General features: G+C 69.2%; 24 protein-coding genes and 1 pseudogene. 18 read left to right on the top strand and 7 right to left on the bottom strand.

The window, feature by feature from the left end:
• Positions 1–34 precede the first annotated feature (34 nt).
• Entirely contained in the window at positions 35–241 is a 207-nt protein-coding gene (locus tag NE857_RS12900) for an NPCBM/NEW2 domain-containing protein (protein ID WP_254421203.1), read from the bottom strand.
• A 366-nt stretch (positions 242–607) separates the two neighbouring features.
• Here NE857_RS12900 and NE857_RS12895 point away from each other — a divergent pair, with 366 nt between their 5' ends.
• The 10 genes and pseudogenes from NE857_RS12895 to NE857_RS12850 all read left to right on the top strand — a co-directional run bounded on the left by NE857_RS12895 (position 608) and on the right by NE857_RS12850 (position 12146).
• The gene (locus NE857_RS12895; protein ID WP_254421202.1) at positions 608–1012 is read left to right on the top strand and encodes a hypothetical protein; all 405 of its coding nucleotides are present in this window, start codon (positions 608–610) and stop codon (positions 1010–1012) included.
• Positions 1013–1246 carry a DUF4258 domain-containing protein gene (locus NE857_RS12890; protein ID WP_301184329.1) on the top strand — a complete coding sequence of 78 codons (234 nt, stop codon included), beginning with the start codon at positions 1013–1015 and terminating at the stop codon, positions 1244–1246. It begins immediately after the preceding gene.
• A 5-nt stretch (positions 1247–1251) separates the two neighbouring features.
• A pseudogene (locus NE857_RS12885) lies at positions 1252–1389 on the top strand (DUF2283 domain-containing protein); the annotation flags it as partial.
• Between the two features lie 156 nt (positions 1390–1545).
• Entirely contained in the window at positions 1546–1761 is a 216-nt protein-coding gene (locus tag NE857_RS12880; protein WP_254421963.1) for a helix-turn-helix domain-containing protein, read from the top strand.
• Between the two features lie 63 nt (positions 1762–1824).
• Positions 1825–2499, top strand: coding sequence for a uracil-DNA glycosylase (locus NE857_RS12875; protein ID WP_254421201.1), 675 nt, complete (start codon positions 1825–1827; stop codon positions 2497–2499).
• Between the two features lie 114 nt (positions 2500–2613).
• A complete protein-coding gene (locus tag NE857_RS12870; protein WP_254421200.1) occupies positions 2614–5841 on the top strand; it encodes an NACHT domain-containing protein in 3228 nt (1075 codons plus the stop codon).
• A 331-nt stretch (positions 5842–6172) separates the two neighbouring features.
• Positions 6173–6943 (top strand): alpha/beta fold hydrolase, encoded by a 771-nt coding sequence (locus tag NE857_RS12865; protein ID WP_254421199.1) that lies wholly within the window; start codon positions 6173–6175, stop codon positions 6941–6943.
• 561 nt (positions 6944–7504) lie between these two features.
• Positions 7505–7720 carry a hypothetical protein gene (locus NE857_RS12860; protein ID WP_254421198.1) on the top strand — a complete coding sequence of 72 codons (216 nt, stop codon included), beginning with the start codon at positions 7505–7507 and terminating at the stop codon, positions 7718–7720.
• 14 nt (positions 7721–7734) lie between these two features.
• Positions 7735–8933, top strand: a protein-coding gene (locus NE857_RS12855) for an IS3 family transposase (RefSeq protein ID WP_184371482.1) whose coding sequence is annotated in 2 segments (ribosomal slippage) — positions 7735–7978 and positions 7978–8933 — 1200 coding nt in all. Because the reading frame shifts where the segments join, the coding sequence is not laid out codon by codon here.
• Positions 8934–8948: 15 nt separating this feature from the next.
• On the top strand, positions 8949–12146 hold the full coding sequence (locus NE857_RS12850) for an NACHT domain-containing protein (protein WP_254421197.1): 3198 nt from the start codon (positions 8949–8951) through the stop codon (positions 12144–12146).
• Here the strand turns inward: NE857_RS12850 and NE857_RS12845 are convergent.
• Entirely contained in the window at positions 12124–12921 is a 798-nt protein-coding gene (locus NE857_RS12845) for an SIR2 family NAD-dependent protein deacylase (protein ID WP_254421196.1), read from the bottom strand. The genes NE857_RS12850 and NE857_RS12845 overlap by 23 nt on opposite strands.
• A gap of 166 nt (positions 12922–13087) precedes the next feature.
• Between NE857_RS12845 and NE857_RS12840 the strand changes: the two genes are divergently transcribed.
• Positions 13088–13972 (top strand): sulfotransferase family protein, encoded by an 885-nt coding sequence (locus NE857_RS12840; protein WP_254421195.1) that lies wholly within the window; start codon positions 13088–13090, stop codon positions 13970–13972.
• Between the two features lie 7 nt (positions 13973–13979).
• Here the strand turns inward: NE857_RS12840 and NE857_RS12835 are convergent, their stop codons facing one another.
• Positions 13980–14570 carry a TetR/AcrR family transcriptional regulator gene (locus NE857_RS12835; RefSeq protein ID WP_254421194.1) on the bottom strand — a complete coding sequence of 197 codons (591 nt, stop codon included), beginning with the start codon at positions 14568–14570 and terminating at the stop codon, positions 13980–13982.
• A gap of 92 nt (positions 14571–14662) precedes the next feature.
• On the opposite strand from NE857_RS12835, the gene NE857_RS12830 reads away from it, so the two are divergent.
• Positions 14663–15586 (top strand): DMT family transporter, encoded by a 924-nt coding sequence (locus NE857_RS12830; RefSeq protein ID WP_254421193.1) that lies wholly within the window; start codon positions 14663–14665, stop codon positions 15584–15586.
• Positions 15587–15602: 16 nt separating this feature from the next.
• On the opposite strand, the gene NE857_RS12825 is transcribed toward NE857_RS12830, so the two are convergent.
• Positions 15603–16136 (bottom strand): RidA family protein, encoded by a 534-nt coding sequence (locus NE857_RS12825; protein ID WP_254421192.1) that lies wholly within the window; start codon positions 16134–16136, stop codon positions 15603–15605.
• A gap of 82 nt (positions 16137–16218) precedes the next feature.
• On the opposite strand from NE857_RS12825, the gene NE857_RS12820 reads away from it, so the two are divergent.
• A complete protein-coding gene (locus NE857_RS12820) occupies positions 16219–16374 on the top strand; it encodes a hypothetical protein (protein ID WP_017582991.1) in 156 nt (51 codons plus the stop codon).
• 39 nt (positions 16375–16413) lie between these two features.
• Here the strand turns inward: NE857_RS12820 and NE857_RS12815 are convergent, their stop codons facing one another.
• A complete protein-coding gene (locus tag NE857_RS12815; protein WP_254421962.1) occupies positions 16414–17244 on the bottom strand; it encodes an aldo/keto reductase in 831 nt (276 codons plus the stop codon).
• A 310-nt stretch (positions 17245–17554) separates the two neighbouring features.
• Here NE857_RS12815 and NE857_RS12810 point away from each other — a divergent pair, with 310 nt between their 5' ends.
• The 5 genes from NE857_RS12810 (at position 17555) to NE857_RS12790 (ending at position 22201) form a co-directional block, all read left to right on the top strand.
• Positions 17555–18256: an RsbRD N-terminal domain-containing protein gene (locus tag NE857_RS12810; protein ID WP_254421191.1), complete on the top strand. Its 702-nt coding sequence runs from the start codon at positions 17555–17557 to the stop codon at positions 18254–18256.
• A complete protein-coding gene (locus NE857_RS12805; RefSeq protein ID WP_254421190.1) occupies positions 18250–18744 on the top strand; it encodes a PucR family transcriptional regulator in 495 nt (164 codons plus the stop codon). Before NE857_RS12810 ends, NE857_RS12805 begins: the two co-directional genes overlap by 7 nt.
• 106 nt (positions 18745–18850) lie before the next feature.
• Entirely contained in the window at positions 18851–20056 is a 1206-nt protein-coding gene (locus tag NE857_RS12800; protein WP_254421189.1) for a cytochrome P450 family protein, read from the top strand.
• A 144-nt stretch (positions 20057–20200) separates the two neighbouring features.
• On the top strand, positions 20201–20797 hold the full coding sequence (locus NE857_RS12795; protein WP_254421188.1) for a Dps family protein: 597 nt from the start codon (positions 20201–20203) through the stop codon (positions 20795–20797).
• Positions 20798–21040: 243 nt separating this feature from the next.
• Positions 21041–22201 carry an iron-containing alcohol dehydrogenase gene (locus NE857_RS12790; protein WP_254421187.1) on the top strand — a complete coding sequence of 387 codons (1161 nt, stop codon included), beginning with the start codon at positions 21041–21043 and terminating at the stop codon, positions 22199–22201.
• A 132-nt stretch (positions 22202–22333) separates the two neighbouring features.
• Here the strand turns inward: NE857_RS12790 and NE857_RS12785 are convergent, their stop codons facing one another.
• The gene (locus NE857_RS12785) at positions 22334–23206 is read right to left on the bottom strand and encodes an ABC transporter permease (RefSeq protein ID WP_254421186.1); all 873 of its coding nucleotides are present in this window, start codon (positions 23204–23206) and stop codon (positions 22334–22336) included.
• Positions 23199–23975 carry an ABC transporter ATP-binding protein gene (locus NE857_RS12780; protein ID WP_254421185.1) on the bottom strand — a complete coding sequence of 259 codons (777 nt, stop codon included), beginning with the start codon at positions 23973–23975 and terminating at the stop codon, positions 23199–23201. Before NE857_RS12780 ends, NE857_RS12785 begins: the two co-directional genes overlap by 8 nt.
• Between the last annotated feature and the right edge of the window lie 7 nt (positions 23976–23982).

The raw sequence follows: 23982 nt of genomic DNA, 5'->3' as shown, positions 1-23982 counted from the left end.
CTTCGTACCCGACTGGGTCCGATCCAGGGCCTGGTCAGTCCGAGAGGAGGGTCGGGTCGGCCCAGACCGGATAGATGCCCGAGTTCTCGCTCTCGGCCTCGATACGCAGGCGCAGGGCGTCCTCGACCGGCACCTCGATCTCCTTCACCTCACCGAGGCGCAGTGTCTCGGTGACCTTCTGGTCACCGTCGACGTGAACGGTGAACGTCGTCGTCGCCGAGGAACTGGATGTGTCATCCACACCGAGGGGGTCGTGACGGTCGTCCAGGCCCGGCTGAGGCTGTAGTCCTCCCACCCGTGCACCTGGAGCTGTGGCCCATGCAGGAACCGGGGATGATGGCGCGGTTGTAGACCTGGCCGTCGAGCTCGGCGCGCCCGCCACTACCAGGCCGCTCACCTGGGCCGCCCTGGGCACCAGGAGGGAGCGGTCCGCCACTACGAGGCCCTCCTTGATCACCACACCCGCCTCCACGGCGAGAACGCTCCCCGCACCCAGGCCATCCGCGACCACCTCACCCAATGGCGAAACCGCATCAGCGGCTGGCCACCCGAAGCACTTTTCCGGTTTCCCCGTCCGCCGAAGAGAACCGCTCTAGGCTCATCTCCCATGAGCCTTCACAGCGACGGTCATGTGCCCGCGTGTGTCTTCCTGCTCGGCCGTGAAGTTGGCCTGGACAAAGGCATGCTCACCATCCGTGATCCCGCCCTCCGGAGATTGGCAGTAGACCACCTGCCCTCCGGAGTGGAACTCGGCGCTGTCCTGGTCCTGCCGGAACCCCACGCAGCGGACGAGGTCTCTTCATCTGTGAAGCTGGAGGTCCTCCGCCCCTCGGGTTCAGCCGCGCTGTCAGTGAACGACACCCTGGACCAAGAGCCTGTCGACAGCGGAGCTGTCTGGGCCCGGACTCTCCGTGTGGTCATCGACGAGGTCGGCCTGTGGACCGTTTCGATCAGGGCCTGTTCCATCACAGCGACAGTGACGATCGCGGTCGGTTTGGAGGTGCCGGAGTAGATGCCCCCAGTCTTCACCCGACACCTTCGGGAACGGATGCGCAGGCGCCGGATAGCGGAGGAGGACGTTCTGGCCGTGCTTGCCAGGCCCTTGGAAGAGCGACACGACCCTGACAACAACTCATACAGGGTGTACGGCCACACAGGAGACGGAAGGAAGATCTACGTGGCGGTGCGGGACGCCAGCTGGCAGACGTCAGATCCTGTGATCAAAACGGTGGTGGAAGTATCGTGATCCCCATGGCAGCGCCTCAGAACGTCTCGATCGACCAGGAAGCGGATGCGGGCTACCTCACCCTGACCGACTCACCAGTACAGCGGAGTTCGGACCACGGTTCCTTCGTCGTGGACTACTCCGCTGACGGTCGTCCCGTCGGTGTCGAGGTCCTCACCCTCGGCCGCCCGCTGGACACGGTCTCTGTCATGCAGGTGTTGGAAGAGGCAGGCGATGTCAACGAGGACACCCGCGAATGGATCAACGCCTTTGCCGCCCAGATCCAGGACCTTGATGATCGTCCCCTGACACCACCTTTCATCAGGGATTCCTCTGGGTCACCGTTGGAGGAGGTCCGCTTCCTGACCGTGGCCGAGGTGGCCACCATCATGCGGGTCTCCAAGATGACCGTCTACCGCATGGTGCACTCAGGGGTTCTACCCGCCATTCGGGTTGGCCGCTCCTACCGAGTTCCCGAACGGGCCGTCCACGACTACCTGCGCGAGGCCTTCACCGAACTCGAGGCACTCAGGTGAAAAGGGCTCCTCAGACGTCCGAAGCGGTCCTGGTTGTCGCTGTCTGGCGCTAGTGTTCTGGCCATGTCGAACAGGGACCTGAACGAGATCATGGACAGCGGCTGGGCGAAGGCGTTGGAGCCGGTCGCCCCGCAGATCGCCGCGATGGGTGACTTCCTCCGCCAGGAGGTCGCCGAGGGACGCACCTACCTGCCCGCAGGGGACCACGTGCTGCGCGCCTTCCAGCAGCCCTTCGAGGACGTGCGCGTACTCATCGTGGGTCAGGACCCCTACCCGACCCCCGGCAACGCGGTGGGCCTGAGCTTCTCGGTGGCACCGGAGGTGCGGCTCCCCGCGAGCCTGCGCAACATCTACAAGGAGATGGGCGAGGACCTGGGCGTCCCGATGCCCTCCAACGGCGACCTCACGCCGTGGACGGAGCAGGGCGTACTGCTGCTCAACAGGGTGCTGACGGTGGCCCCCGGCAACGCCGGCTCGCACCGCGGCAAGGGCTGGGAGGCCGTCACCGAACAGGCCATCCGAGCCCTGGCCGAGCGCGGCAAGCCGCTCGTGGCCATCCTCTGGGGCCGCGACGCCCGCAACCTGCGCCCGATGATGCCGGGCGTCCCCTGCGTGGAGTCCGCCCACCCGAGCCCCCTCTCGGCCCGCAACGGCTTCTTCGGTTCCCGGCCCTTCAGCCGCACCAACCGGATGCTGACCGAACAGGGCGCCGAGCCGGTGAACTGGCAGCTGCCGTAGGACATCACAGTCCCCAAACCCCCTTCTGACCTGCGGGCTCGGCATCTCCCCGATGCCGAGTCCGATCGCGTTCCCACCCCCTGACACCCCCGAACGTGGAAGAGGCCCGACACGATGGCGAAACGGCTCACCTACGGCGATGCCCTGAAGATTCTCGGCAAGAACGACTCGGAGGTCCTGGACCTCGCGGAGAAGGTGGCCGACGGCGGCCTGGGGCTGGTGGGCGTGCCCGACGTGTTCGGTGTGCGGGGCGCCCTGGTGACCAGGGGCCGCAGGGCGCTGGAGGGTTTGGGCGGCAAGCTCCGGGGCGAGAGTCGGCTGTCCCGGACGGAGAAGATCGAGGCGGCCTACAGGGTCCTGGTGATCACGACCTTCTTCGAAGCGGTCGAGGAGTCACTGAAGGAACTGAACGCGCCCTTCACCCTAGCGGACCTGGAGATCACCGCCGAGGAGCAGTACGCGGTCCTCGGCGGTCGTCTGAACTCCTTGGACTACGTGTCGCCCACACTCAAGGTGGCCCTCCCCGACTCTCCGGAGGCCACGAACGATCTCCTCTTCTTCTCGCTGACCGACACCTTCACCGAGTTCGTCCTGGGGCTGGCCGTCGCCGAGCAACACGGGCTCACACCGCAGAAGCACACGGTCCTGGGAAAGCTCTACGATTTCGTTCCTCCGCTGGCCTGCCGGGGCCTGGACGACGCGCTGCTCCGACTCGGAGCGGAGGTTCCGGAGTTCGGACTGTGGATGCACGTCCAGGAGCACGCGAGAACCCGGCAGGAGATAGGCACCGGCCTGGCCGGACTGCACGAAGAGCTGTCCAACCTCGGTTCGGGCCGCCCGGTCAACCGCCGCAGGCAGGAGCTCACCGCCGCCTACCAGGCGGTCCTGGGCCGACCGGTGCTGCGCTCCAACGACGTCCCGGCCGGACTCGGCCTGCCGTCCCTGCGCGAGGCGTACATCCCGCCGCGCGGCCGGATCGCGTACGTGGCTGGCTCCCATGACTCCCCCTCCCGTGATGACTGGTGGGAATCGAGGCATGTCCAGGACGACCTGCAACCGTTCACGGCCGCTCTGCTCACCCATCCGTCGATCACCCGGAGACCCGTGGTGGTCCTCGGGCATCCGGGCGCGGGCAAGTCCAAGTTCACCGAGATGCTCGCGGCCCAACTGCCGCCCGAGGACTTCCTGCCCATCCGGGTGGAACTGCGGTCGGTCAGCCCCAACGCACCCCTGCACGTTCAAATCGAGGAGGGTCTGGCCGCCGACCTGCACACGTCGGTCTCCTGGCGGGAACTGTCCGACGACGCCGACGGGGCACTTCCGGTGATCATCCTGGACGGGTTCGACGAACTCCTCCAGGCCAGCGGGGTGGACCGCTCCGACTACCTGGAGCGGGTGCAGGAGTTCCAGGAGAAGCAGGAGCACATGGGCCAGCCCGTGGCGGTGCTCGTCACCAGCCGCACCCTGGTCGCGGACCGGGCCCGGTTCCCCGCCGGGACCACCGTCATCCGGCTGGAGCCCTTCGACGACAGCCAGATCGAGCAGATGCTCCAGGTGTGGAACCGGGCCAACCGCAGTACGTTCGGGTCGTCGGGGATGAGCCCGCTCACCTCGGAGACGGTGCTCCGCTATCGGGAACTCGCGGAACAGCCGCTGCTCCTGCTGATGCTGCTGATCTACGACGCTCACGGCAACGCGCTGCTCAAGGCCTCAGACACACTTTCACACGGTGAGCTGTACGAGCGGTTGTTGACGATGTTCGCCCGTCGTGAGGTAGAGAAGCACCGGCCCAACCTGGGTGGCCGAGACCTCGACCGGGCGGTCGAGGACGAGCTGCGCCGCCTGGAGGTGGCCGCGATGGCGATGTTCGCCCGAAGCCGCCAGAGCGTGCGCGCTGAGGAACTGGACCAGGATCTCGCCGTCCTGATGCCCGAAGCGGCCGAGACCCCGGACAACGCCGACCTGCACGGCCAGATCGCCCCCGCCCACCAGGTGCTGGGCCGCTTCTTCTTCGTTCACGAGGCGCGTTCGCAGAGTAGGGAGGGCACGAACTCCGCTTTCGAGTTTCTGCACGCCACCTTCGGCGAGTACCTGGTGGCCCGCATGGTGATCGCGGCCTTGGAGGAACTGGCCGAGGATCGGGCCCGGGTGTCCCGGCGCCGCAGCCGGGCTCTGCATCTGGATGATGGTGAGCTGTACGCGCTGGCTTCTTTCGCGGCCTACGCGGGCCGCGACAAGGTGGTGGCTTTTCTGGAGGAATTGCTGGCCCGGCGTCTGGAGGGGGAGCCGGATCTGCGCGAGGAGTTCCGGGAACTGCTGCTGGAGCTCTTCCAGGAGGCTCCCTTCCCCGCGCCCAACCGCTCCTTCGCCGAGTACGAACCGGTGCGGCTGCCCGTCACCTCGCGGGAGGCCCGGTACACGGCGAACCTGGCCACCCTCCTTGTCCTGGTGAGCGAAGAACCCATCCCGTTGGAGAACCTGTACCCCGACAGCGGTGACCCCTGGCACGCCTGGCGACAGACGGTGTCGTTGTGGCGGGCGCTGTCCGCGTCCCAGTGGTTCGGGATCCTCGACTTCGTACGGATGCGCCACATCGGCTACTGGGAGGGTGAACAGCCCTACAGTGCGCTGAGCCGTGAACGGGAGGAGCCCGTCAACGTCGGTGAGTGTGTTGGCTTCGAGCTCCGCGCGGACTCCCCCGGTGACCCGGCCACGCTCAACCCCTACAAGGTCGAGGTCTCCTTCGGGACGGTAACCTCTCGCCTGCTCAGGTCCACGGCGATGCGTGCTAACGGGACGGCCTCACGGCTGGCCATGACCCTGACCCCCTACCTTCGCTACGTCTCCGAAGACCTGGGCACCTGGTACTCGGACAAGGAAGGCAGCGCCTGGGTGGAGGCCCACGAGGTACTGCGGCTCCGCCTGGAACCGATCGGGCAGCTCGACGACGAGCGGGTGGTCGAACGCCTCCAGAGCTACAAGCGCCTGTTGACCCCCTCGTCCCTGGGCAGGATTGAGCTACTCACCCTGCGCCAGGCGACGGAGGACCTGCGGTTGTGGCCCGCCCGGCTGGACGGCAGAACTCTCCTGGAGAAGGAGGTGGTGGGTTTCCTCAACCGCTGCACGGAGATCATCAGTGCTTCGTATGCTTCCCTGCGCACTCTCCTGGACCAACTGCGCCCTCACATCGAGCACTGGGACCAGTCCCTGTTCTTCCGCTGGGAGGAACGAGGCCTCCTCAAAGCAGTCGATCCGTCCGCGTCACTCACACAGGCCGACCCTTCAGTGCCCTTCCGCTCAGGCAAGCTACCCGAGTCCCCCGGAGGTTCAGCCGGTCCCTGATCCGCGTGTGAAAGGACTGCCCAGCCCCCTTCACCACCCTGGACCACTCCTCCCCCGTTTCCCGACAGCCGCCAAACGCCGTCGCAGCGAAGCGGGTCGAGGTGGAGCGCCCGCAGCGAAGCGGGCACCGCCCAGTATGAGAGCGGTGCGGCGGGTGAGGGGGTAACCCGGCATGGTGTTGCTCTTGGGGGTCGGCGGGACGTACCGGTATGGGACCACGGACGCACCGGGGCTGTTCGGGCGACCGCCTCACGGTGGGCCGGTTACCCGCAGCGATCATCGGGGCACACCCCACGGCGGTAGGCCTCCTCGACTAGGAAGCGGGAATCCCATGGCCGACGACGTCCTTCCCCACACCCTTCACGGATCCGGCCCGCGCGGGGTGATCGCCCTGCACGGCTGGTTCGGCGACCGGACGAGCTTCGCCCCGATGCTCGCCCACGCCGACACCGACGCGTTCACCTACGCCGTGCCCGACTACCGCGGGTACGGGGACGCGCGGGAGCGGAGGGGCGAGTACACGGCCGAGGAGGTCGCGGCAGACGTCCTGGCGCTGGCCGACGGCCTCGGCTGGGAGTCCTTCTCCCTGGTCGGGCACTCGATGGGCGGCAAGTTCGCGCAGAGGGTGCTCGCCGAGGCGCCCGACAGGGTGCGCGCGTTGGTAGGGGTCTCCCCGGTCCCCGCTTCGGGGGTGCCCTTCGACGAGGCCGCCTGGGGGCTGTTCAGCCGGGCCGTGACCGATCCGGCCGCGCGGCGCACGATCGTCAGCATGACCACGGGGGACCGGCTGCCCGGCCCGTGGCTGGACCGGATGGTGTCCCACTCGCTGGAGTGCTCCACCGAACCCGCGTTCGCCGCCTACCTGGAGGACTGGGCGCGGGGCGACTTCCGCGCGGACGTCGTCGGCCGGGGCGTCCCCGCGCTGGCGGTGGTCGGGGCCAACGACCCGGCCCTGTCGGCGGAGGTCATGCGCGCCACGTGGATGGAGTGGTTCCCGGGCGCGGAGCTGAGGGAGTTGGCCGACGCCGGGCACTACGCGATGGACGAGGTGCCGCTGGCCCTCACCGCCGAGGTAGAGGCGTTCCTGTCCAAGGCGCGGTGAGCGGGGACGGAACGGACGCGGTAGCTTCTGCGTCTGGTCGTCCGCCGGATGCGCGGTCCAGAGACGAAAGGGGTACGGTCCTTCGCCGTGGGGCCGAAGACCGCGCCGGCCAGGAAGCGGGTCCCGGTCTCCACGAGCGTCATCAGTTGGGGTTCGGGGTAGCCGTGGTGGGAGGTCGTGCCGAGCCAGGCACGGTCGCGTTCGGTGCCGGGGACCTTCTGCGGGGGCATCCGTCGAATTGTCCCGGACCAGCCTGTAGTCGGCCTCGGGGAACAGGCACATCGCCAGCAGGAAGTACACGCCGACTCTGGAGGGGCGGGTTCGCCCTGGTCGACCTCCCGTCCTACAGGGCTCCGTCGCGCGTGTTCTCCGCCCTGCGGGTTCTGTGCCGTGCTGCTCGCGGGAAGCGTGAGAACGCTTACTACCCGGCCTGAGAGAACCCTTTCCGCCGCCGCCTCATCACACATAGCGTGATGGTTGTGCCACGGCTCATCCCTCTTTCCTGCTCCCTCTGTCCCCCTCCCCTCAGCCCTCCTGCGGTCACGAAAGGCCACCCCCTCCATGGCTCAGCAGCTCACTTACGCCGATGCCCTGCGCAAGCTCAGCGACCAGGGCACACCCCTGTGGGACCTCGCGGAGAAGATGGCCGACGAGGGGATGGACGCGGTGGGGGTGCCCGGGCTGTTCGGACTGCGGGAGTTCGTGGTCACCAACGGGGCCAATGATCTTGCTTCGGTTCGGTGGACAGGTGTCCGCTTTCGGATACTTTGTCATTGAACGAGGAGATTGAAGTGCCCAAGACCCGCCCTGCGTACCCGCCGGAGTACCGCGATCAGATCATCGCGCTGGCCCGCTCCGGCCGTAGCCCCGAGGACCTGGCAGCTGAGTTCGAACCCTCGGCCCAGACGATCCGCACCTGGATCAATCAGGCCAAGATCGACTCCGGCCAGGCAGAGGGCACCACCAGCGATGACAAGGCCGAACTGGCCCGCCTTCGCCGAGAGAACGCCCAGCTGCGCGAAGAGCGCGAGATCCTGCGCAAGGCCACGGCTTTCTTCGTCCGGGAGACCAGTCGGTGATGTTCCGGCTGATCGACGAAGAAAAGACACGCCACTCCGTCTCCCTGATGTCCCGGCTGCTCGGCGTATCGCGGCAGGGCTACTACAAACACCACCACCGAATCCAGGACGGCCCCACGGCCAAGGAACGCTCCGACGCTGACCTGTCCGAGCGCATCCAGGGCCACCACGAGCGCTCCCGCGGCACCTACGGCTCCCCCAGGCTCCAGGCCGACCTGGCCGAGCTCGACGGCATCCGCGCTGGACGCAACCGCATCACCCGGCTGATGCGCCGCCAGGGCCTGGTCGGGGTCCACCGCCGCACCGGCCGCAAAAGCCTGACCTCCCAGGACCGGATGGCCACAGCCCCACCGGATCTGGTCGGTCGTGACTTCACCGCCCATGCCCCCAACACCAAGTGGAGCGCGGACATCACCTACGTGCCCACCGACCAGGGGTGGGTGTACCTGGCGGTGGTGATGGACCTGTTCTCGCGCCGCATCGTGGGCTGGGCGATGGCCCCTCACATGCGCGCCGATCTGGTCTGCGACGCGCTGGCCATGGCGGTGACCGCCCGCCGTCCCGGTCCGGGGCTGATCCATCACTCGGACAAGGGATCGCAATACACCAGTCTGGCCTTTGGTCGCCGCTGCGAAGAGGCAGGGATCGCTCCCTCGACGGGGCGGACGGGGTCGTGTTACGACAACGCCGTCACCGAGAGCTTCTTCGCGTCGTTGGAGACCGAGTTGATCGACCGCACCCGTTTCGCCACCAGGGCGGATGCGGAGCGGGAGGTGTTCTCCTATATCGAGGGGTTCTACAACCCCTGGCGGCGGCATTCGGCCAATGGTCAGCTCAGCCCGGCTGAGTATGAACGTCGCCACACCGAAGTTGCTCAAGACAGGCTTGCGGCGCTGTCTCAGGCCGCGTAAAACCCCAGCTCACAGGTGTCTACCGAACTGAAGCAACATCACAAGGCGCTGAAGAATCTGGGCGGCAAGCTTCGGGCTAGCGACCGGACCTCCAGGACACAGCGGATTGAGGCCGCGCACGGGCTGCTGCTACTGGTCTCCTTCTTCAAGCCGCTGGACGACTGTCTGACCGAGACGGGGTTGCGTCTTCGGGCCGCTGATCTGGAGTTGTCCGGGGACGAACAGCAGGCGTTGCTGGCGCGAGGGCTACGGTCCGAGTCCGTCTATCTTCCCGCGGAGGGGTTCCTGTGGGATCAGGAGGACCTCTTCGGGCGGGCTGAAGCGCTCTTTGAAACCAACGCACGCGGGCTGCTCACGATGGTTCGAGGGCTGAGCGTCACAGAGCGTTTCGGGATCGACACCGGGCGCGGGAGCCGGCTGGCCCGGGCCATTGGGAAGGAGCTTCCCCGGCGAGCGCTAGCGGTCTATCGGGACAACTACCTGCGGCTGTGTGCTGAGGCGCCGGAGTTCGGGAAGTGGGCCGAGTTCCGGGAGCACGAGCAGACCAGAAAGCAGATGGGCGACGCCTTCGCCGGGTTGCACGCCGAGCTGGCCGCGTTCTCCTCGGGCCGTGAGGTGGGCGCGCTGCGGCAGGAGCTGGCCCGCAAGTACCGGGCGCTGCTGGGCAAGGCGGTGCTTCCGGTGGACGATGTGCTGCCCGAGGAGCTACCCGACGGGATGGTCATCCCCTCGCTGAGCGACTGTTACGTCCCGCCGAGCGCCAGAGTGGCGAGAGTGGCCCAGGGCGACACCCCCTCGGCCAAGGAGTGGTGGAAGCACCGCGAGCTTCTGCCTGACCTGCAGCGGTTCCTGGCAGCGCGGCTGACGCATCCGGACATGACGAGGTACCCGACGGTGCTCCTCGGCGAACCGGGCGCGGGCAAGTCGAAGCTGACCGAGGTCCTGGCCGCGCAACTGCCGGAGGAGGACTTCCTGGCGGTGCGGGTGGAGCTGCGGTCGGTGAGCGCGGACGCCGCCGTCCACACGCAGATCGAGGAGGGCCTGGAGCACGACCTGCTCAGGCGGGTGCGCTGGAGCGAACTGCTGGCGGAGGCCGAGGGCGCCCTGCCGGTGGTCATCCTGGACGGGTTCGACGAGCTCCTCCAAGCGGCCGGGGTCGAGCGCTACGACTACCTGGAGCAGATCCGGGACTTCCAGGAGCACCAGGAGGACATGGGCCAGCCGGTGGCGGTGATCGTCACCAGTCGCACGTTGAGTGCCAGCCGGGCCCGCTTCCCCGAGTGCAGCACGGTGATCCGGCTGGAGCCGTTCGGTCGGGGACAGATCGAGCGGGTGCTGCGCACCTGGAACCACACGAACTGGGAGCGGTTCGACGCGGGCGAGGTTCGGCCGCTGGAGCTGAACCGACTGCTGGCCTACCCTGAGCTGAGCCAGCAACCGCTGCTGCTGTTGCTGTTACTGGTCTACGACGCGCAGGACAACGGCCTGCGGCACGCCCCCGAATCGATGTCCCTGGCGCAGCTGTACGAACGGCTGCTGACCACCTTCGTCCGCCGCCAGGTCCGCAAGCACCGCAAGGCCCTCAACGAGAAGGATCTCAAGCGGGAGGTCGCGAGTGAGCTGCGCCGGTTGGAAGCGACAGCGCTGTCGATGTTCACCCGGCAGCGACAGAGCGTGAGCGCCGAGGACCTGGGCGATGACCTCCGGGCACTCAAGTTGGACGGCCCCCGCCAGCAGGCAGAGAGCCGTACCAGCCTCCCCATCCAGGCCGCGGACCTGCTGCTGGGCCGGTTCTTCTTCGTTCATGTGTCCCAGGCCAGGGTCGGCGGACCCGGGCATAAGCCCCTCAGCGCGTACGAGTTCCTGCACGCCACCTTCGGTGAGTACCTGGTGGCCAGGATGGTCTCCGGAGCGCTGCGGACACTGGTCGACGAGCGGGTCCGCGAAGAGGAGGACCCCCGGGGTGAGCCGCCGGGCGACGGCCTGCTGTACGCCACCTCGTCCTTCGCCTGTTACTCGGACCGGGAACGGACGCTGAACTTCCTCCGGGAACTGATCGGAACGGACATCGACGGGGACAGAGAACGGCGCGCGCACTACGGAGAGCTGCTGATCCAGCTCTTCCAGCAGGCGCCCTACCCGTCCGCTGACCGCCTGCACTCCGCCTACCAGCCCCGGCGGCTCCCGCTGACGAGCAGACAGGCGCTCTACACGGCGAACCTGCTCACCCTGCTGCTGATCGCACGAGCTGAGCCGGTGAACATCCGCGAACTCTTCGACGGAGCAGGCGAGGAGGCATCCGCCCTACAGCAGTGGCGTTCGGTCGCCGCCCTGTGGCGCGCTCTGCCCCCAGCTGACTGGTTCACCGTCCTGGGCACTCTGCGGATGCGCCACCTCGCTCCCTCGTACTCCGAAGGAGACACCTCGCTCCTGCAACTGGAGGACCTCTCGCCGGTCAATGTCGGCGAGAGCATGGGGTTCGAGCTCCGGACGAACGTTATCGCCGGAGATCCGCCACAAAGGGTTCCCCTGTCGGTGACCGACCCGTACGAGCTGCGGATGTCCTCTTCCACGAGTACCGGTCAGATATTGCGCTCCATGGCGCTCCGCGTCAACGGGACCGCAGCCAAACTCAGCGTAGGCGTGCTCCCCTACTGGGAGATACTCCCAGTAGGTCTGGGGAACAGGTATATGGACGATGAGCCCTTCGCCCTCTGGCTGTACGAACACGAAATCACGTACTTGCGGCTACGCCCGGTCGACGCGGATCCCGAGCGCAGGCTGGCCGCCTATCGCAGGCTTTTCGAGAACGAGGGCGTGCCAGGGCTGGACCGGGCTCAGCTGATGGCGCTCAAACAGGCTCGCGAGGACCTTCAGGACACACCGGTGGGCACTGATTACCACACCAGGCTCCGACGTCTGGTCCGCGAACATCTGGATTCGGGTCCTCTGCGGGTGACGGTCACCCCGGGCACCGGGGAAGTGGACCGCGTCCTCGCATCGCTGTCGCCCTACCTGCCTTCGGAGATGGTCGACCGGCTAACGGCCGGAGCACACCGGGCGGCTCCTCCGGGGCGAAGACCACAGACCTCGCTTCCAGCCCGGCCCCTGCCCCTGGACGCCGCTGACGAGGAGGGCAGCATCACTGACCTCGGACCCTACCCGCCAGGCGCCGAAGAACTTTTCCCGCCTACCCGGCCAGGGCCCGCTTGACCAGGGCTGGGACCACATCACCGATCGGATCGTGCAGGACCGCGGTGGCGTAGTCGTCGTAGGGGGTGGGTTCGGCGTTGACGATGAGCAGGGAGGCGCGGGACATCATGGCGACGTCGCACAGGCCCGCGACCGGGTGGACGGTGAGGGAGGTGCCGATGGCCACGAAGGCGTCGCACTCACGGGCGGCCTGGGCGGCGTGTTCGATGACCTCGGGGTCCAGGCGCTGACCGAAGGAGATGGTGTCGGACTTCTGGATGCCCCCGCAGACCACACAGCGGGGGTCGGACTCCTCGTCCAGGCGGGCGAGGACGGCGGCGCTGGGGGTGCGCAGGCCGCAGGACATGCACATGACCCGGAGCATGGTGCCGTGGACCTCGACGACCTCGCCCTCGGGAACCCCGGCGCGCTGGTGGAGGCCGTCGATGTTCTGGGTGATGAGCGCGTGCAGGCGTCCGGAGGAGGCCAGGTCGGCCAGGGCGCGGTGGGCGGCGTTGGGTTCGGCCTGCCAGACCTGGTGGGCGCGGCGGGCCAGCCAGGTCTGGCGGCGCACGTCGACGTCGCCCATGTAGCTGTCGATGTCCGACATCGCCTGGGCGTTGGGGTTGGTGGTCCACAGTCCGTGGGGGCCGCGGAAGTCCGGGATGCCGGAGTCCGTTGACACTCCGGCCCCGGTCAGAACGGTGATGCGTCGCGCGGACGCCAGCAGCTCGGCAGCCTGTTCGAACCCCTCCGGGTCGGTGAACGGCGCGGTGTCGTCGGTCATCGAGGCCACACCCCATTCTTGCAGCGTCTTTGCACGGCTTTCCCCGGCCTTGGTCCCAGGTGGCCCTTTCTGGAGCGTTGGGGGCCTTAACCTCGGGGAACGCGTGGGGCGGGTGGCCGCAAGACCCGGCCGATGCACACGAGAAGGGCAAAGGGTGCAAAAATACGACACAATCATGAAGCAGCCCTCCTACATCCTCGTGGTCAACGGGACCAAGGTCCAGCGCCCGGTGTTCGTGCTCGGCGCTCCCCATTCCGGGGTTCCGGTGATCGCCCGCGCCCTGTCCCGTGCCCCCGGCTTCCATCTGGGCGCGGGGTCCCAGGGCGTGCTCAACGCCGTCTACGCCGTGGCCAGGCGCCCCTCCTTGGCGTTGGAGAAGGTCTCGGGCACCGCGAGCCTTCTTCGTGAGGCCTACGCCGAGATCTGGCACCTTACCCCTCTGACCTGCCCCAAGTGCTCCGCTCAGGGCTTGCGGGTGCCCGCCAACGCTTCCGCCGAACCGTGCGAGCACAGCGCCGACGCGCGCCGTTACGGTGACGCCAGCCCCGACCTGCTGTACTCGGCGAGCGCCCTGCACGCCGCGTTCCCCGACGCGCTGTTCGTCCAGATCATCCGGGACGGCCGTGACGTGGTCGCGGACATGATGGAGGACGAGCGGTCGCTGGCCTGGCTCAAGCCCAGTTTCATGAAGCTGGAGCACGAGTTCCCGAACCACTTCTTCGGCCTGGCGGAGGAGTCGGACCTGGACGACTTCACCGACGGGTCGGTGGCGACCAAGTGCGCGATGCGCTGGCGGGGCGCGGTGCGCATGTCCGCTCGGCTGCGCCAGGAGATCGGCCCGGAGCAGCTGCTGACGCTGCGCTACGAGGACGTGCACGGCCAGGAGGTCGAGACCGCCGAGCGGCTGCTGAAGTTCACCGGCGCCCGGGTCTCGGCCAGTGAGCTGCTGACGGACCGTTCCTGGGGTGTGGGTTCGTGGAAGGAGCGGCTGGGCCGCCAGGACCACGGTGACGTGCACGAGGTCGCCCGCAACGAACTTTCGCGGCTGGGCTACCTGTAACCGGCCGCTACTGCGGGACCCCGTGCGCGGTCATCAGGGTGCGGGCGGCCTCGCGGGCGGTGCGGGCGGCGTCGGCCGCCCCGCTGACGTTGCGGGCGACCACGGCTCCCTCGTGCAGCATGCTGAGTACGTCGGCCAGCGGCTCGGGTTCGGCGGTCCCGGCCTCGCGGGCGAGTTCCGTGTAGAGCTTGCGCAGCCACAGTTTCTGTTCCCGGGCGACGGCCCGGCCGGGGTGTTCGGGGTCGGAGAGTTCGGCGTAGGCGTTGACCATCGCGCAGCCGCGCTGGTTCTCCTGGTCCATCCACTCCCCCAGGGCGTCGAAGGTGGCGAGCAGCCGGTCGCGGGCCGCGGCCCGCGGGTCCAGGCGAGCGCCGAGGAAGTCGCGCCAGCGGGTGTCCCGGGCACGTAGGTAGGCGACGACCAGCTGTTGTTTGGAGCCGAAGCGGTCGTAGATGGTCTTCTTCGTGACCCCGGCCCGTTCGGCGACCAGTTCCATGCCCACGGTGTTGATGCCCCGCGTGTAGAAGAGGTCCGTGGCCACGTCCAGGACACGGCGCGCGGCGGGGGTGAGCGGCTGTTCGGCGGTGGCGCTGCCCATACTGTGCTCCTCCTACTGGGCTCCTGCTACTGAGCTCCTGCGGTCGACTACTACATTGTGAGTATACCGACCGGTGTGTTTACCTCGCATCCATGGACACTCTGACACCTGCTCCCCAAGCTCCCCGCGACCCCGAACGCCTCTCCCGGGTCCGGCGGGCGATCCCGTTCCTGCTCGCGGCGGGGCTGGTGGTGATGTGGAGCTCGGGTTTCGTCGGCGCCGAGCTGGGCACCGGGTACGCCCCGGCGACCACCCTGCTGGCATGGCGGTTCCTGATCGTGGGCGGCCTGCTGGTGGCCTGGTGCCTGTGGCGGGGCATGCGGATGGGCGGGCGCGACCTGGCCCTGCACGCGGGGATCGGGGCGCTGGCCCAGGCCGGGTACCTGTACGGGGTGGTGGCCGCAGCCGAGGCCGGGGTGGCGGCGGGCACGAACGCCCTGGTGGCCGCCCTTCAGCCCATGGTGGCCGCGGCGCTGGCCCTCCCCCTGCTGGGTGAACGGGTGCGCGGACGCCAGGTCCTGGGACTGGCGGTGGGTTTGGCCGGGGTGGGCCTGGTGGTGGGCTCGGACCTGCTGCACCCGGGGGCCGCCCCGTGGTGGGCGTACGCGCTGCCGTTCGGAGCGATGCTCTCGCTGGTGGCGGCCACCCTGGTGGAGCGCAGAACCCGACCGGGCGGGAATCTGCTGGAGGCCCTCGCCGTCCAGTGCGGGGTGAGCGCGGTGCTGTTCACCGCCCTGGCCGGAGCGACCGGAACCCTGATCCCGCCCGCCGACCCCGGGTTCTGGGGCGCGGTGGCGTGGGTGGTCGTGCTGTCCACCCTGGGCGGGTACGGGCTGTACTGGGCCAACCTCGCGCGCACCAGCGTGGCCCGCGTGTCGGCACTGCTCTACCTGACCCCGCCGACCACACTCGTGTGGACCTGGCTGATGTTCGGGGCCCCGGTGGGCGCGGGTGCCCTGGCCGGGATGGGTGTGTGCGTGCTCGCGGTGTGGCTGGTGCGCTCCCCCGCTCGTTGAGGGCTCGGACCCGGTTTCAGGCCCGGGACTGTTCGGGGACCTCCTCGGGCTCCCCGGTACCGGAGGCGTCGGCGAAGGCCTCGTCGACCTCCTCGACCAGCTCGCGGGGCGCGCCCTCCTCGAGTTCCGCACTGTCGCGCACGTCCGGGACCACCGCCGCGCACTCCAGTTCCACCAGGGCGGCGGGCTCCAGCAGTTCGGTGACCCCCACGACCGACATCGGCGGGTAGTAGCGACCCATGTGACGGCGGTAGACCGAGCCGAGGGTCTTGAGGTTGACCCGGTAGACGCTGACTGACGTGGTGTAGACGCGCATGCTCACCACGTGCACGGGTTCGGCCCCGGCCGCGCGCAGCGCCTCGACCATGTTGGCCAGGGCCTGGTCGAACTGCTGCACCACCGAGTCCCCGGTCAGAACGCCGTCGGAGCGGCGCGCGTTCTGCCCGCCCACGTACACGGCGCGGCCAGGGGTGACCACGAGGGCGTGTGAGTAGCCCACCGGGTCGGAGAGGGTGAGCGGGTTGATGATCTCGTGTGGTGTCCGGTCCATCGGCAGCCCTTCCGTGTCACTCCGCGCGCGCCCGTGCGCTCCCCTGTGAACGCGGTGCCGGGCATGCGGCTACGATGAGCGCATGATCTCTTTCGTGCTGTCCGTCCTGGCCCTGACCGCGGTGGTCGGGCTCTTCATCGCGATGTTCGTCGCCGGTGGCGTCTACGTCGCCCGGGTGCGCCGCAACGGCATCGACGCCACTCTGGCGGGCGCCCGTAAGATCCGCGAACTGCGCTAGTCCCCCGCGGCTCCCGGCCCGCCTGTCGGGCCGGGCGGTTCAGTCGCCGTCGAAGCTGTCCGGGTTCGGGCCGAACCGGTGATCCTCGTTGAGCGCGCTGATCCGGTCGACCTCCTCCTCCGAGAGTTTGAAGTCGAAGACCTCGAAGTTGGAGCGGATGCGCTCGGGCGTCACCGACTTGGGGATGACCACGTTGCCCAGCTGGATGTGCCAGCGCAGCAGGATCTGCGCGGGGGTGCGTTCGTGTTCCCGGGCCAGCTCGAGGATCAGTGGGTGACCGAGCAGTGCGCCTTGGCCCAGAGGGCTCCACGCCTCGGTGGCGATGTTGTGCTCGGAGTCGAAGGTGCGCAGCTCCTCCTGCGTGAGCAGCGGGTGCAGCTCGATCTGGTTAATCATGGGAGCGATCCCACCCTCCTCCATGACCCGCTCCAGATGCGGGCGCTGGAAGTTGCACACGCCGATGGCGCGCGCCCGGCCCTCCGCGTAGAGGCGTTCCAACGCCTTCCAGGTGGGGACGTAGAGGTCGCGCTGGGGCAGCGGCCAGTGGATGAGGTAGAGGTCCACCATGTCCAGGCCCAGGCGTTCCAGGCTGGCGTCGAAGGCCCGCAGGGCGGCGTCATAACCCTGGTCGGAGTTGGCGAGCTTGGTGGTGACGAAGACTTCCTCACGCTGGAGCCCCGACCGACGCAGCGCCTCCCCCACCCCTTCTTCGTTGCCGTAGGCGGCGGCGGTGTCGATACTGCGGTATCCCGCCGCCAGGGCGTGCTGGACCGCCTCCACCACAGCGTCGTCGGGTACCTGCCACACACCGAGACCCAGCTGCGGAATCCGCAGCCCGTTGTTCAGCGTGATGCCGGGAACCGTCATCATTCTCATCCCCCGTAATCCCCGTCCGGCCAGACCGGATACGCGGCCCGGCCGGTGTGAGCGGCGCGCCCGGCCCGCCGTCGCTCGGTGTTGGGCTCGTGTCTGTCCCGGGCCTGTGTGCGCATACTGCCATGTCAGCGGGGGTCGGGTCCTGAGGCTGCGCCGCAGCTGTGCGCGCTTTTTACCCGGGTGGCCGGTCCCGGCCAGGGGTTGGACAGGGAACGCACGGACACGGGGGGCGACGGGCGGCCGCGCGCGCAGGCGGTGCGGGACCAGGCGATAGGATGCCCGGCGCCGGAGAGCGGAGGAGCGCGTGGGGCACGAGGAGCGGGTGCGGGTCAGCTCCGAGCTGGAGCGGGACCGGGCGGGGCTGGTGGACCGGATCGTCGCCGAGGTCTACGCCGAGGTGCCCGCCTACCGGGCGCTGCACGGATCCCAGCTGGCGGAGGTCCGGGCGATCACCGGTTGGCTGGTCACCCGGTCCATGGAGCTGTGGGTGCGCGACACCGCGCGTCTGCCGCCCGAGGACGTGGAACGGCTGCGCGGGATCGGGCGGGCCCGAGCGGCGGACGGACGCTCGATCGGCGCGGTGGTCCGGGCGCACCGGGTCGGTTCGGCCGCGATGGTGCGGATCCTGCGTGAACAGGCGGGGGACCGGCTCGACGCCGCCGACGTGTTCGCTCTGAGCGAACTGTGGTTGGCCTCCATCGACCAGATCTCCGAGAGTCTGACGACCGGCCACGCCGAGGCCGCCGAACAGCTGGACGCGGACCGCGAACGCGCCCGGCGCGCGCTGCTCGACGACCTGCTCATCGGCCGCCAGGCCTCCCAGGGCGCCATCCGAGACCGGGCGCGGACCCTGGGCACCGCCCCGCCCGACCCGGCCGTGCTGGTGGTCGCCGAACCGGCGCGCGACCCGGCCGAGCGCGGCCGGGCTCTGGCGGAGGGCGTCACGGTCTCGGTCGGGCTGAGCTGCTGGCCGAGGCCGCGCCCACCGGCTCGGACCCGATGGTGACCACGAGTTCGGGGCGGGTGGTGGTGCTCACCGGGGCGGAGGACGCCGAGCGCGTCGCCGCTGCCGTGGTGGAACGGGGCTGGCACGGCTGTGTCCTGGAGCCGCGCGGGCTGACCGACCTGTCCGCCGCCTACCGGCTGGCCGACGGGGCCCTGGAGGCCGCTCCCCCGCACGCCCTCGGATCTGACGGCCTGCTGCGGGAGGCCGACGCCTGTGTGATCGCTCTGCTCAACGGGGGCGCGGTCGCCCCGGCGACCGTGCGCCGGGCGGTGCTCGGACCGTTGTTGGCGCACGACAACCAGCACCTGTTGGAGACCCTGCGCGCCTACTTCCGCGAGGGCACGGCGACCACGGCGGCGGACTCGCTGCACGTCCACGCCCAGACCCTGCGCTACCGGCTGCGCCGGGTCCGCGAGCTCACCGGCCACGACCCGAACCGCCCCTGGCCCCGGTTCGTCCTGGAGACCGCCTGCGCTATCGCGCCTTGAGCTGGCACAGCGCTATCGCGCCCTGAACAGGCACAGCGCTATCGCGCCCTGGCGCCTCCAGGTGGGTAGGAAGGGTTCGGACCACCCCCCTTCGGAGAGGCCGAACATGACCGACACCGCGCCCGCCCTGTACGGACCCGAGTTCGAGGCGGACCCGCACCCCGCCTACAGGTGGCTCCGCGAACACGACCCCGTCCACCGGGTGGACCTGCCCGGCGGGGCCTGGGCCTGGCTGGTGACCCGCTACGGCGACGCCCGGGAGGTCCTGGCCGACCCGAACATGCTCAAGGACCCGGCCCGGGGCGAGGAGACCTGGCACAAGGCGGGGCTGGGGCTACCCTTCGACCACCGGCCCACTCTGGTCCGGAGCATGGTGAACGTGGACGCGCCCGACCACACCCGGTTGCGCAAGGTGGTTTCGGGCGCTTTCACCCCCCGGCGGGTCCGAGCGCTCCAGGTCAGCACGGAGCGGATCACCGACGAGCTCCTGGCGGCGGTGGAGCGGGCCGAGGCCCCGGACCTGGTGCGCGATCTGGCCTACCCGCTGCCCATCGCGATCATCTGCGACATCCTCGGGGTGCCCGAGACGGACCGGCCCGAGTTCCACCGGCAGGCGGCGGTGATCGATTCCGCCTCCCTGGACGAGTTCGAGGCGATCGGCGCGGCCACGGACTGGTTCGACTCCTACCTGGGCGGTCTGGTGGACGCACGGCTGGCCGGACCCTCGGACGACCTCCTGGGTGACCTGGTGGAGTCCCACCGCTCGGGCGAGCTGTCCCGGGACGAGGTGACCTCGACGGCCTTCCTGCTGTTGGTGGCCGGGCACGAGACGACGGTCGCGCTGATCGGCAACATGCTGCTGACCCTGCTGCGCCACCCCGAGCAGATGGCGCGGATCCGCGCGGACCACGGCCTTCTCGGTCCGGCCATCGAGGAGTCACTGCGGCTGGAGAGCCCCCTGCAGAACGCGACCTGGCGGTTCCCCGCGGAGCCGACCACCGTGGGCGGGGTGCGTCTGGAGGCGGGCGAGCCGGTGCTGGTGTCGCTGCTGGCCGCCGGACGCGACCCGGAGCAGTACCCGGACCCGGACGTCTTCGATCCCGCCCGCAAGGCCTCGCACCTGTCCTTCGGCCACGGAGCGCACTTCTGTGTGGGCGCCCAGCTGGCCCGGGTGGAGGCGCGGGTGGCGATCGCCGCGGTCCTGGAGCGGCTGCCGGGGCTGCGCCTGGCGACGGACGAAGCCGAGCTGCGGTGGTGGCCGAGCATGATCATGCACGGACTGTTCGCGCTGCCGGTCGACTTCGACAGGTAGGAGCGGTCAGGAGAACGGCAGGTCTGCTGAATCCTTGCCCCGGCATGGCGTGCGTTTTCACTTCCGGCAACGGTCGGTGGCCAAGACTGGCGGGCGGGGCGATTTCGCCTCGCGCAGTACACCGACCCGGAGGGGGAACCAGCAGTGACCACCGCCGACCAGCGTTCGAGCCAGACACCCAAACCCCGCAGCAGCCAGCCGTGGCTCCACCAGCGGGGCGAGGAGATCCAGCAGTTCGGGACCGTCCGCCAGATCCCCGTCGGTCTGTCCTACGACGCTCGGATGTACTCGTGTCAGCGGCTCAACCAGGTGTTGTGCGATCTCCGGATCCTGCACGACATGTACAAGAAGCACCACTGGCTGATGCGCGGACACACCTTTTACCAACTACACCTGCTCATGGACAAACACGCCGAGGAGCAGACGGCGCTCATCGACACCGTCGCCGAGCGCATCCAGACCCTGGGCGGTGTGGCGGTCGGCGACCCCAGGCACGTCGCGGAGATCACCAACATCCCGCGGCCGCCGAACGGGGTCGAGGAGGTCCCGGCGATGCTCTCCCGCCTGCTGGAGGCGCACGAGACCATCCTGGAGGACGCCCACGACGCGGCCGCGCGCGTGCAGGAGATGGGCGACGACGGCAGTAACGACGTGCTCGTCTCGGACGTGATCCGCAGCAACGAACTCCAGGCCTGGTTCGTGGCCGAGCACCTGGTGGACACCCCGCTCGTGCGCAGCTGAGCAACGAAGCGGGTCAAGGGCCGGGCCACCCGCCCGGCCCTTCGTCATGCCCCGGAAGCGTCCGGAAGCGTCCGGATTCGTGTCCGCCACGGTTACCGGTCAGTCACGAAAACCCACTTTCCCCTTCTCCTGAGGCTTCGGACGGCGGAACGGGGTAGGTAGACCGGCGTTGAGCCGCGGCCCGCCGTTGATCCCGGGCGGGCCGCCGGTGCCCGTACTCCCGTCCCCCTCGGAGGTACCGACGTGACCGCGACCATCGCCCTGCCCCATGTCATTCGCGTGGGTGCGGGGGCCTCGGCCGAACTGGCCGGGACCCTGGACTCCCTCGGCCTGTCCCGGCCGCTGGTGGTGACCGACCCCTTCATCGCCGGACAACCCTTCTTCCAGGAACTCCTGACCCGGCTGGAGAAGGCCGGGTTCTCCCCCGGGGTGTTCGCCGAGACCGTCCCCGATCCCACGACCACGGTGGTGGAGGCGGGGCTGCGGGCCCTGCGCGAAGGCGGTTTCGACTCCCTGGTCGCGGTGGGCGGTGGCAGCCCCATCGACACCGCCAAGGCCGTGGCGCTGCTGGGCGCGCACGGCGGCCGGATGCGTGATTACAAGGCGCCCGTGGTCACGGACTCCCCCGCCCTGCCGGTGGTGGCGGTGCCGACCACCGCGGGCAGCGGCTCGGAGTGCACCCGGTACAGCATCATCACGGACGTCGAGACCGGGGAGAAGATGCTCTGCGCCGGGTTGGCCCTGCTGCCCCGGGCCGCGCTGGTGGACTTCGAGCTCACCCTGGGCATGCCGCGGCGGTTGACCGCGGACACCGGGCTGGACGCCCTGACCCACGCCGTCGAGGCCTATGTGAGCACCAAGGCCAACCCGGTGGCCGACGGGCTGGCCCGCGAGGCGATGCGCACGATCTTCACGCACCTGCGCGCCGTGTACGCCGACCCCGGGGACCGTGCGGCGCGCGAGGCCCTCATGGTGGGCGCGACCCAGGCCGGGATGGCCTTCTCCAATTCCAGTGTCGCCCTGGTACACGGGATGAGCAGACCGGTCGGCGCGCACTTCAAGGTCGCGCACGGGCTGTCCAACGCCATGCTGCTGCCAACGGTCACGGAGTTCTCGGTGCCCTCGGCGCCCGAGCGCTACGCCGAGTGCGCCCGGGCGATGGGGCTGGCCGCCTCCGGCAGTACGGACGGGGAAGCCACCGGGGCGCTCGTGTGGGAGCTACGCCTGCTCAACCAGGAGCTGGAGGTGCCCACCCCGCGCGAGTACGGTATCGGAGCGGAGCGCTGGTGGGAGCTGGCCCCGCTGATGGCGGAGCAGGCCCTGGCCTCGGGTTCGCCCGCCAACAATCCGCGGGTCCCCACGGCCGAGGAGATCGTGGAGCTCTACCACGCCGTCTTCGGGTGAGTCCGCCCCGGGACCGCTGGCCCGGCGGTCCCGGTCGCCGCACCGACCGCGGGAGAGCCCCGGAGGCCGTGCGGCCCCGGGAGCACACGGCCTCCGGGCTGTGCCACCCGCTGCGCGGGGCCGGCGCCGGGACTACTTGGTGATGCCCCAGCGGCGGCGCAGCGAGCGGTCCGCCCAGTTGAAGAAGACGTCGATCATGATGCCGATGACCAACACGATGATGATGTAGCTGAGCAGGCGCTCGGCGTCGTTGAGCTGACGCGCCTGACTCAGCGCCCAACCGATCGAGTTCTGCTGGTTGATGATCACCAGCAGCTCGCCAGCCATCAGGGAACGCCAGGCGAAGGCCCAGCCCTGTTTGAGGCCGGTAACGAACATCGGCAGCGCCGCCGGGATGACCAGCAGCGTGTAACGCTGGACCCCGTGCAGGCCCATGACCTGTCCGGCGCGCAGCAGCGACGGCGACACGTAGTCGATGCCCGAGGTCAGCCCGGCAGCGATGGAGGGGGCTGCGCCCAGGACGATCACGAACATGATCGCCGACTCGCTGATGCCGTACAGCAGCATCGCGAACGGGAACCACACGATCGAGGGCATGGTCTGCAGGCCGGTGATCAGTGATCCGATCGCCGCCCGCAACGGCTTGAACTGCGACACCGCCAGACCGACCACGACACCCACGGCCAGGGCCAGCGCGAACCCGGCGAAGGCACGGCGCATGGTGACCTGGACCGCCGTCCAGAACTCGGGGGTGGTGAGCTCGTTGAACAGGGTGGGCAGTACCCGGTCCGGGCCCGGGAACACGTACTCCGTGCGCCAACCGGACCACACCACTGCCTGCCAGGCGAACAGCACGATCGCCACGGCGGCCAGCTTGGGCCAGGTGGCGGCCCAGATCCTGCGGGCGACATCGGCCGTGCCCCGCTCGTCGGCACCCCGCCTGGGCTGGAGTTCGAGGGCGTCGAGCCCCTGGACCTGGCGGTCCCGCACGTCGTTATCAGGCATGACGGGAGACCTCCTCACGCAGTCGATCGGTAATGGCGGCGGCCTGTTCGGCGATCTGGCCGGAGTCGATGCGGCGGGGACGTTCGCCCTGCACGGTGAACTCCTTGATGACCCGGCCCGGGCGGCTGGACAGCAGCACGACCCGGTCGCCCAGGCGCACCGCCTCCCGCACGTTGTGTGTGACGAAGATGACGGTCAGCGACTTCTCCCGCCAGATCCGCTCCAACTCGTCGTGGAGGATGTCGCGGGTCATGGCGTCCAGAGCGCCGAAGGGTTCGTCCATGAGCAGCACGTCGGCGTCCTGGGCCAGGGCGCGGGCCAGGGCCACGCGCTGGCGCATGCCGCCGGAGAGTTCGTGCGGGCGTTTGCGTTCGAAGCCGGTCAGGCGCACCAGGTCCAGCAGTTCGAGCACGCGCTGCTTGCGCTCGGCCTTGGGCACCTTGTTGACCTTCATGGGCACTTCGATGTTGGCGCCCACGGTCAACCAGGGGAAGAGCGAGGCCTCCTGGAACATCATGGCCACCCGGTGGCCGCCGACGTCCACGGACCCGATGGTGGGCTGCTCCAGTCCGGCGATGAGGGAGAGCAGGGTGCTCTTGCCACAACCGGAGGCGCCGACGATGGCCAGGAACTCGCCGGTGCCGACGTGCACGGTCATGCCGTCGATGGCGGTCACGGCGCCCTCGCCCCGGCCGAAGACCTTGGAGATGCCGTCGATCTCCACGGCCCTGGTGCCGGTGACACTCCGGCTCTCGGTGATGGTGCTCATGGGTCCC

The sequence above is a fragment of the Nocardiopsis exhalans genome (genome assembly GCF_024134545.1).
Lineage (GTDB): Bacteria > Actinomycetota > Actinomycetes > Streptosporangiales > Streptosporangiaceae > Nocardiopsis > Nocardiopsis exhalans.
The sequence above is the reverse complement of the archived record's forward strand: the minus strand, read 5'-3'. Positions and strand labels throughout refer to the sequence as shown.

What these genes read in the sequence shown, in the direction of transcription:
- NE857_RS12895 (WP_254421202.1), top strand. Translation starts at nt 608, where the DNA reads ATGAGCCTTCACAGCGACGGTCATGTGCCCGCGTGTGTCTTCCTGCTC.
- NE857_RS12890 (WP_301184329.1), top strand. Translation starts at nt 1,013, where the DNA reads ATGCCCCCAGTCTTCACCCGACACCTTCGGGAACGGATGCGCAGGCGC.
- NE857_RS12875 (WP_254421201.1), top strand. Translation starts at nt 1,825, where the DNA reads ATGTCGAACAGGGACCTGAACGAGATCATGGACAGCGGCTGGGCGAAG.
- NE857_RS12870 (WP_254421200.1), top strand. Translation starts at nt 2,614, where the DNA reads ATGGCGAAACGGCTCACCTACGGCGATGCCCTGAAGATTCTCGGCAAG.
- NE857_RS12865 (WP_254421199.1), top strand. Translation starts at nt 6,173, where the DNA reads ATGGCCGACGACGTCCTTCCCCACACCCTTCACGGATCCGGCCCGCGC.
- NE857_RS12860 (WP_254421198.1), top strand. Translation starts at nt 7,505, where the DNA reads ATGGCTCAGCAGCTCACTTACGCCGATGCCCTGCGCAAGCTCAGCGAC.
- NE857_RS12840 (WP_254421195.1), top strand. Translation starts at nt 13,088, where the DNA reads ATGAAGCAGCCCTCCTACATCCTCGTGGTCAACGGGACCAAGGTCCAG.
- NE857_RS12835 (WP_254421194.1), bottom strand. Translation starts at nt 14,570, where the DNA reads ATGGGCAGCGCCACCGCCGAACAGCCGCTCACCCCCGCCGCGCGCCGT.
- NE857_RS12830 (WP_254421193.1), top strand. Translation starts at nt 14,663, where the DNA reads ATGGACACTCTGACACCTGCTCCCCAAGCTCCCCGCGACCCCGAACGC.
- NE857_RS12825 (WP_254421192.1), bottom strand. Translation starts at nt 16,136, where the DNA reads ATGGACCGGACACCACACGAGATCATCAACCCGCTCACCCTCTCCGAC.
- NE857_RS12820 (WP_017582991.1), top strand. Translation starts at nt 16,219, where the DNA reads ATGATCTCTTTCGTGCTGTCCGTCCTGGCCCTGACCGCGGTGGTCGGG.
- NE857_RS12815 (WP_254421962.1), bottom strand. Translation starts at nt 17,244, where the DNA reads ATGATGACGGTTCCCGGCATCACGCTGAACAACGGGCTGCGGATTCCG.
- NE857_RS12805 (WP_254421190.1), top strand. Translation starts at nt 18,250, where the DNA reads ATGGTGACCACGAGTTCGGGGCGGGTGGTGGTGCTCACCGGGGCGGAG.
- NE857_RS12800 (WP_254421189.1), top strand. Translation starts at nt 18,851, where the DNA reads ATGACCGACACCGCGCCCGCCCTGTACGGACCCGAGTTCGAGGCGGAC.
- NE857_RS12785 (WP_254421186.1), bottom strand. Translation starts at nt 23,206, where the DNA reads ATGCCTGATAACGACGTGCGGGACCGCCAGGTCCAGGGGCTCGACGCC.
- NE857_RS12780 (WP_254421185.1), bottom strand. Translation starts at nt 23,975, where the DNA reads ATGAGCACCATCACCGAGAGCCGGAGTGTCACCGGCACCAGGGCCGTG.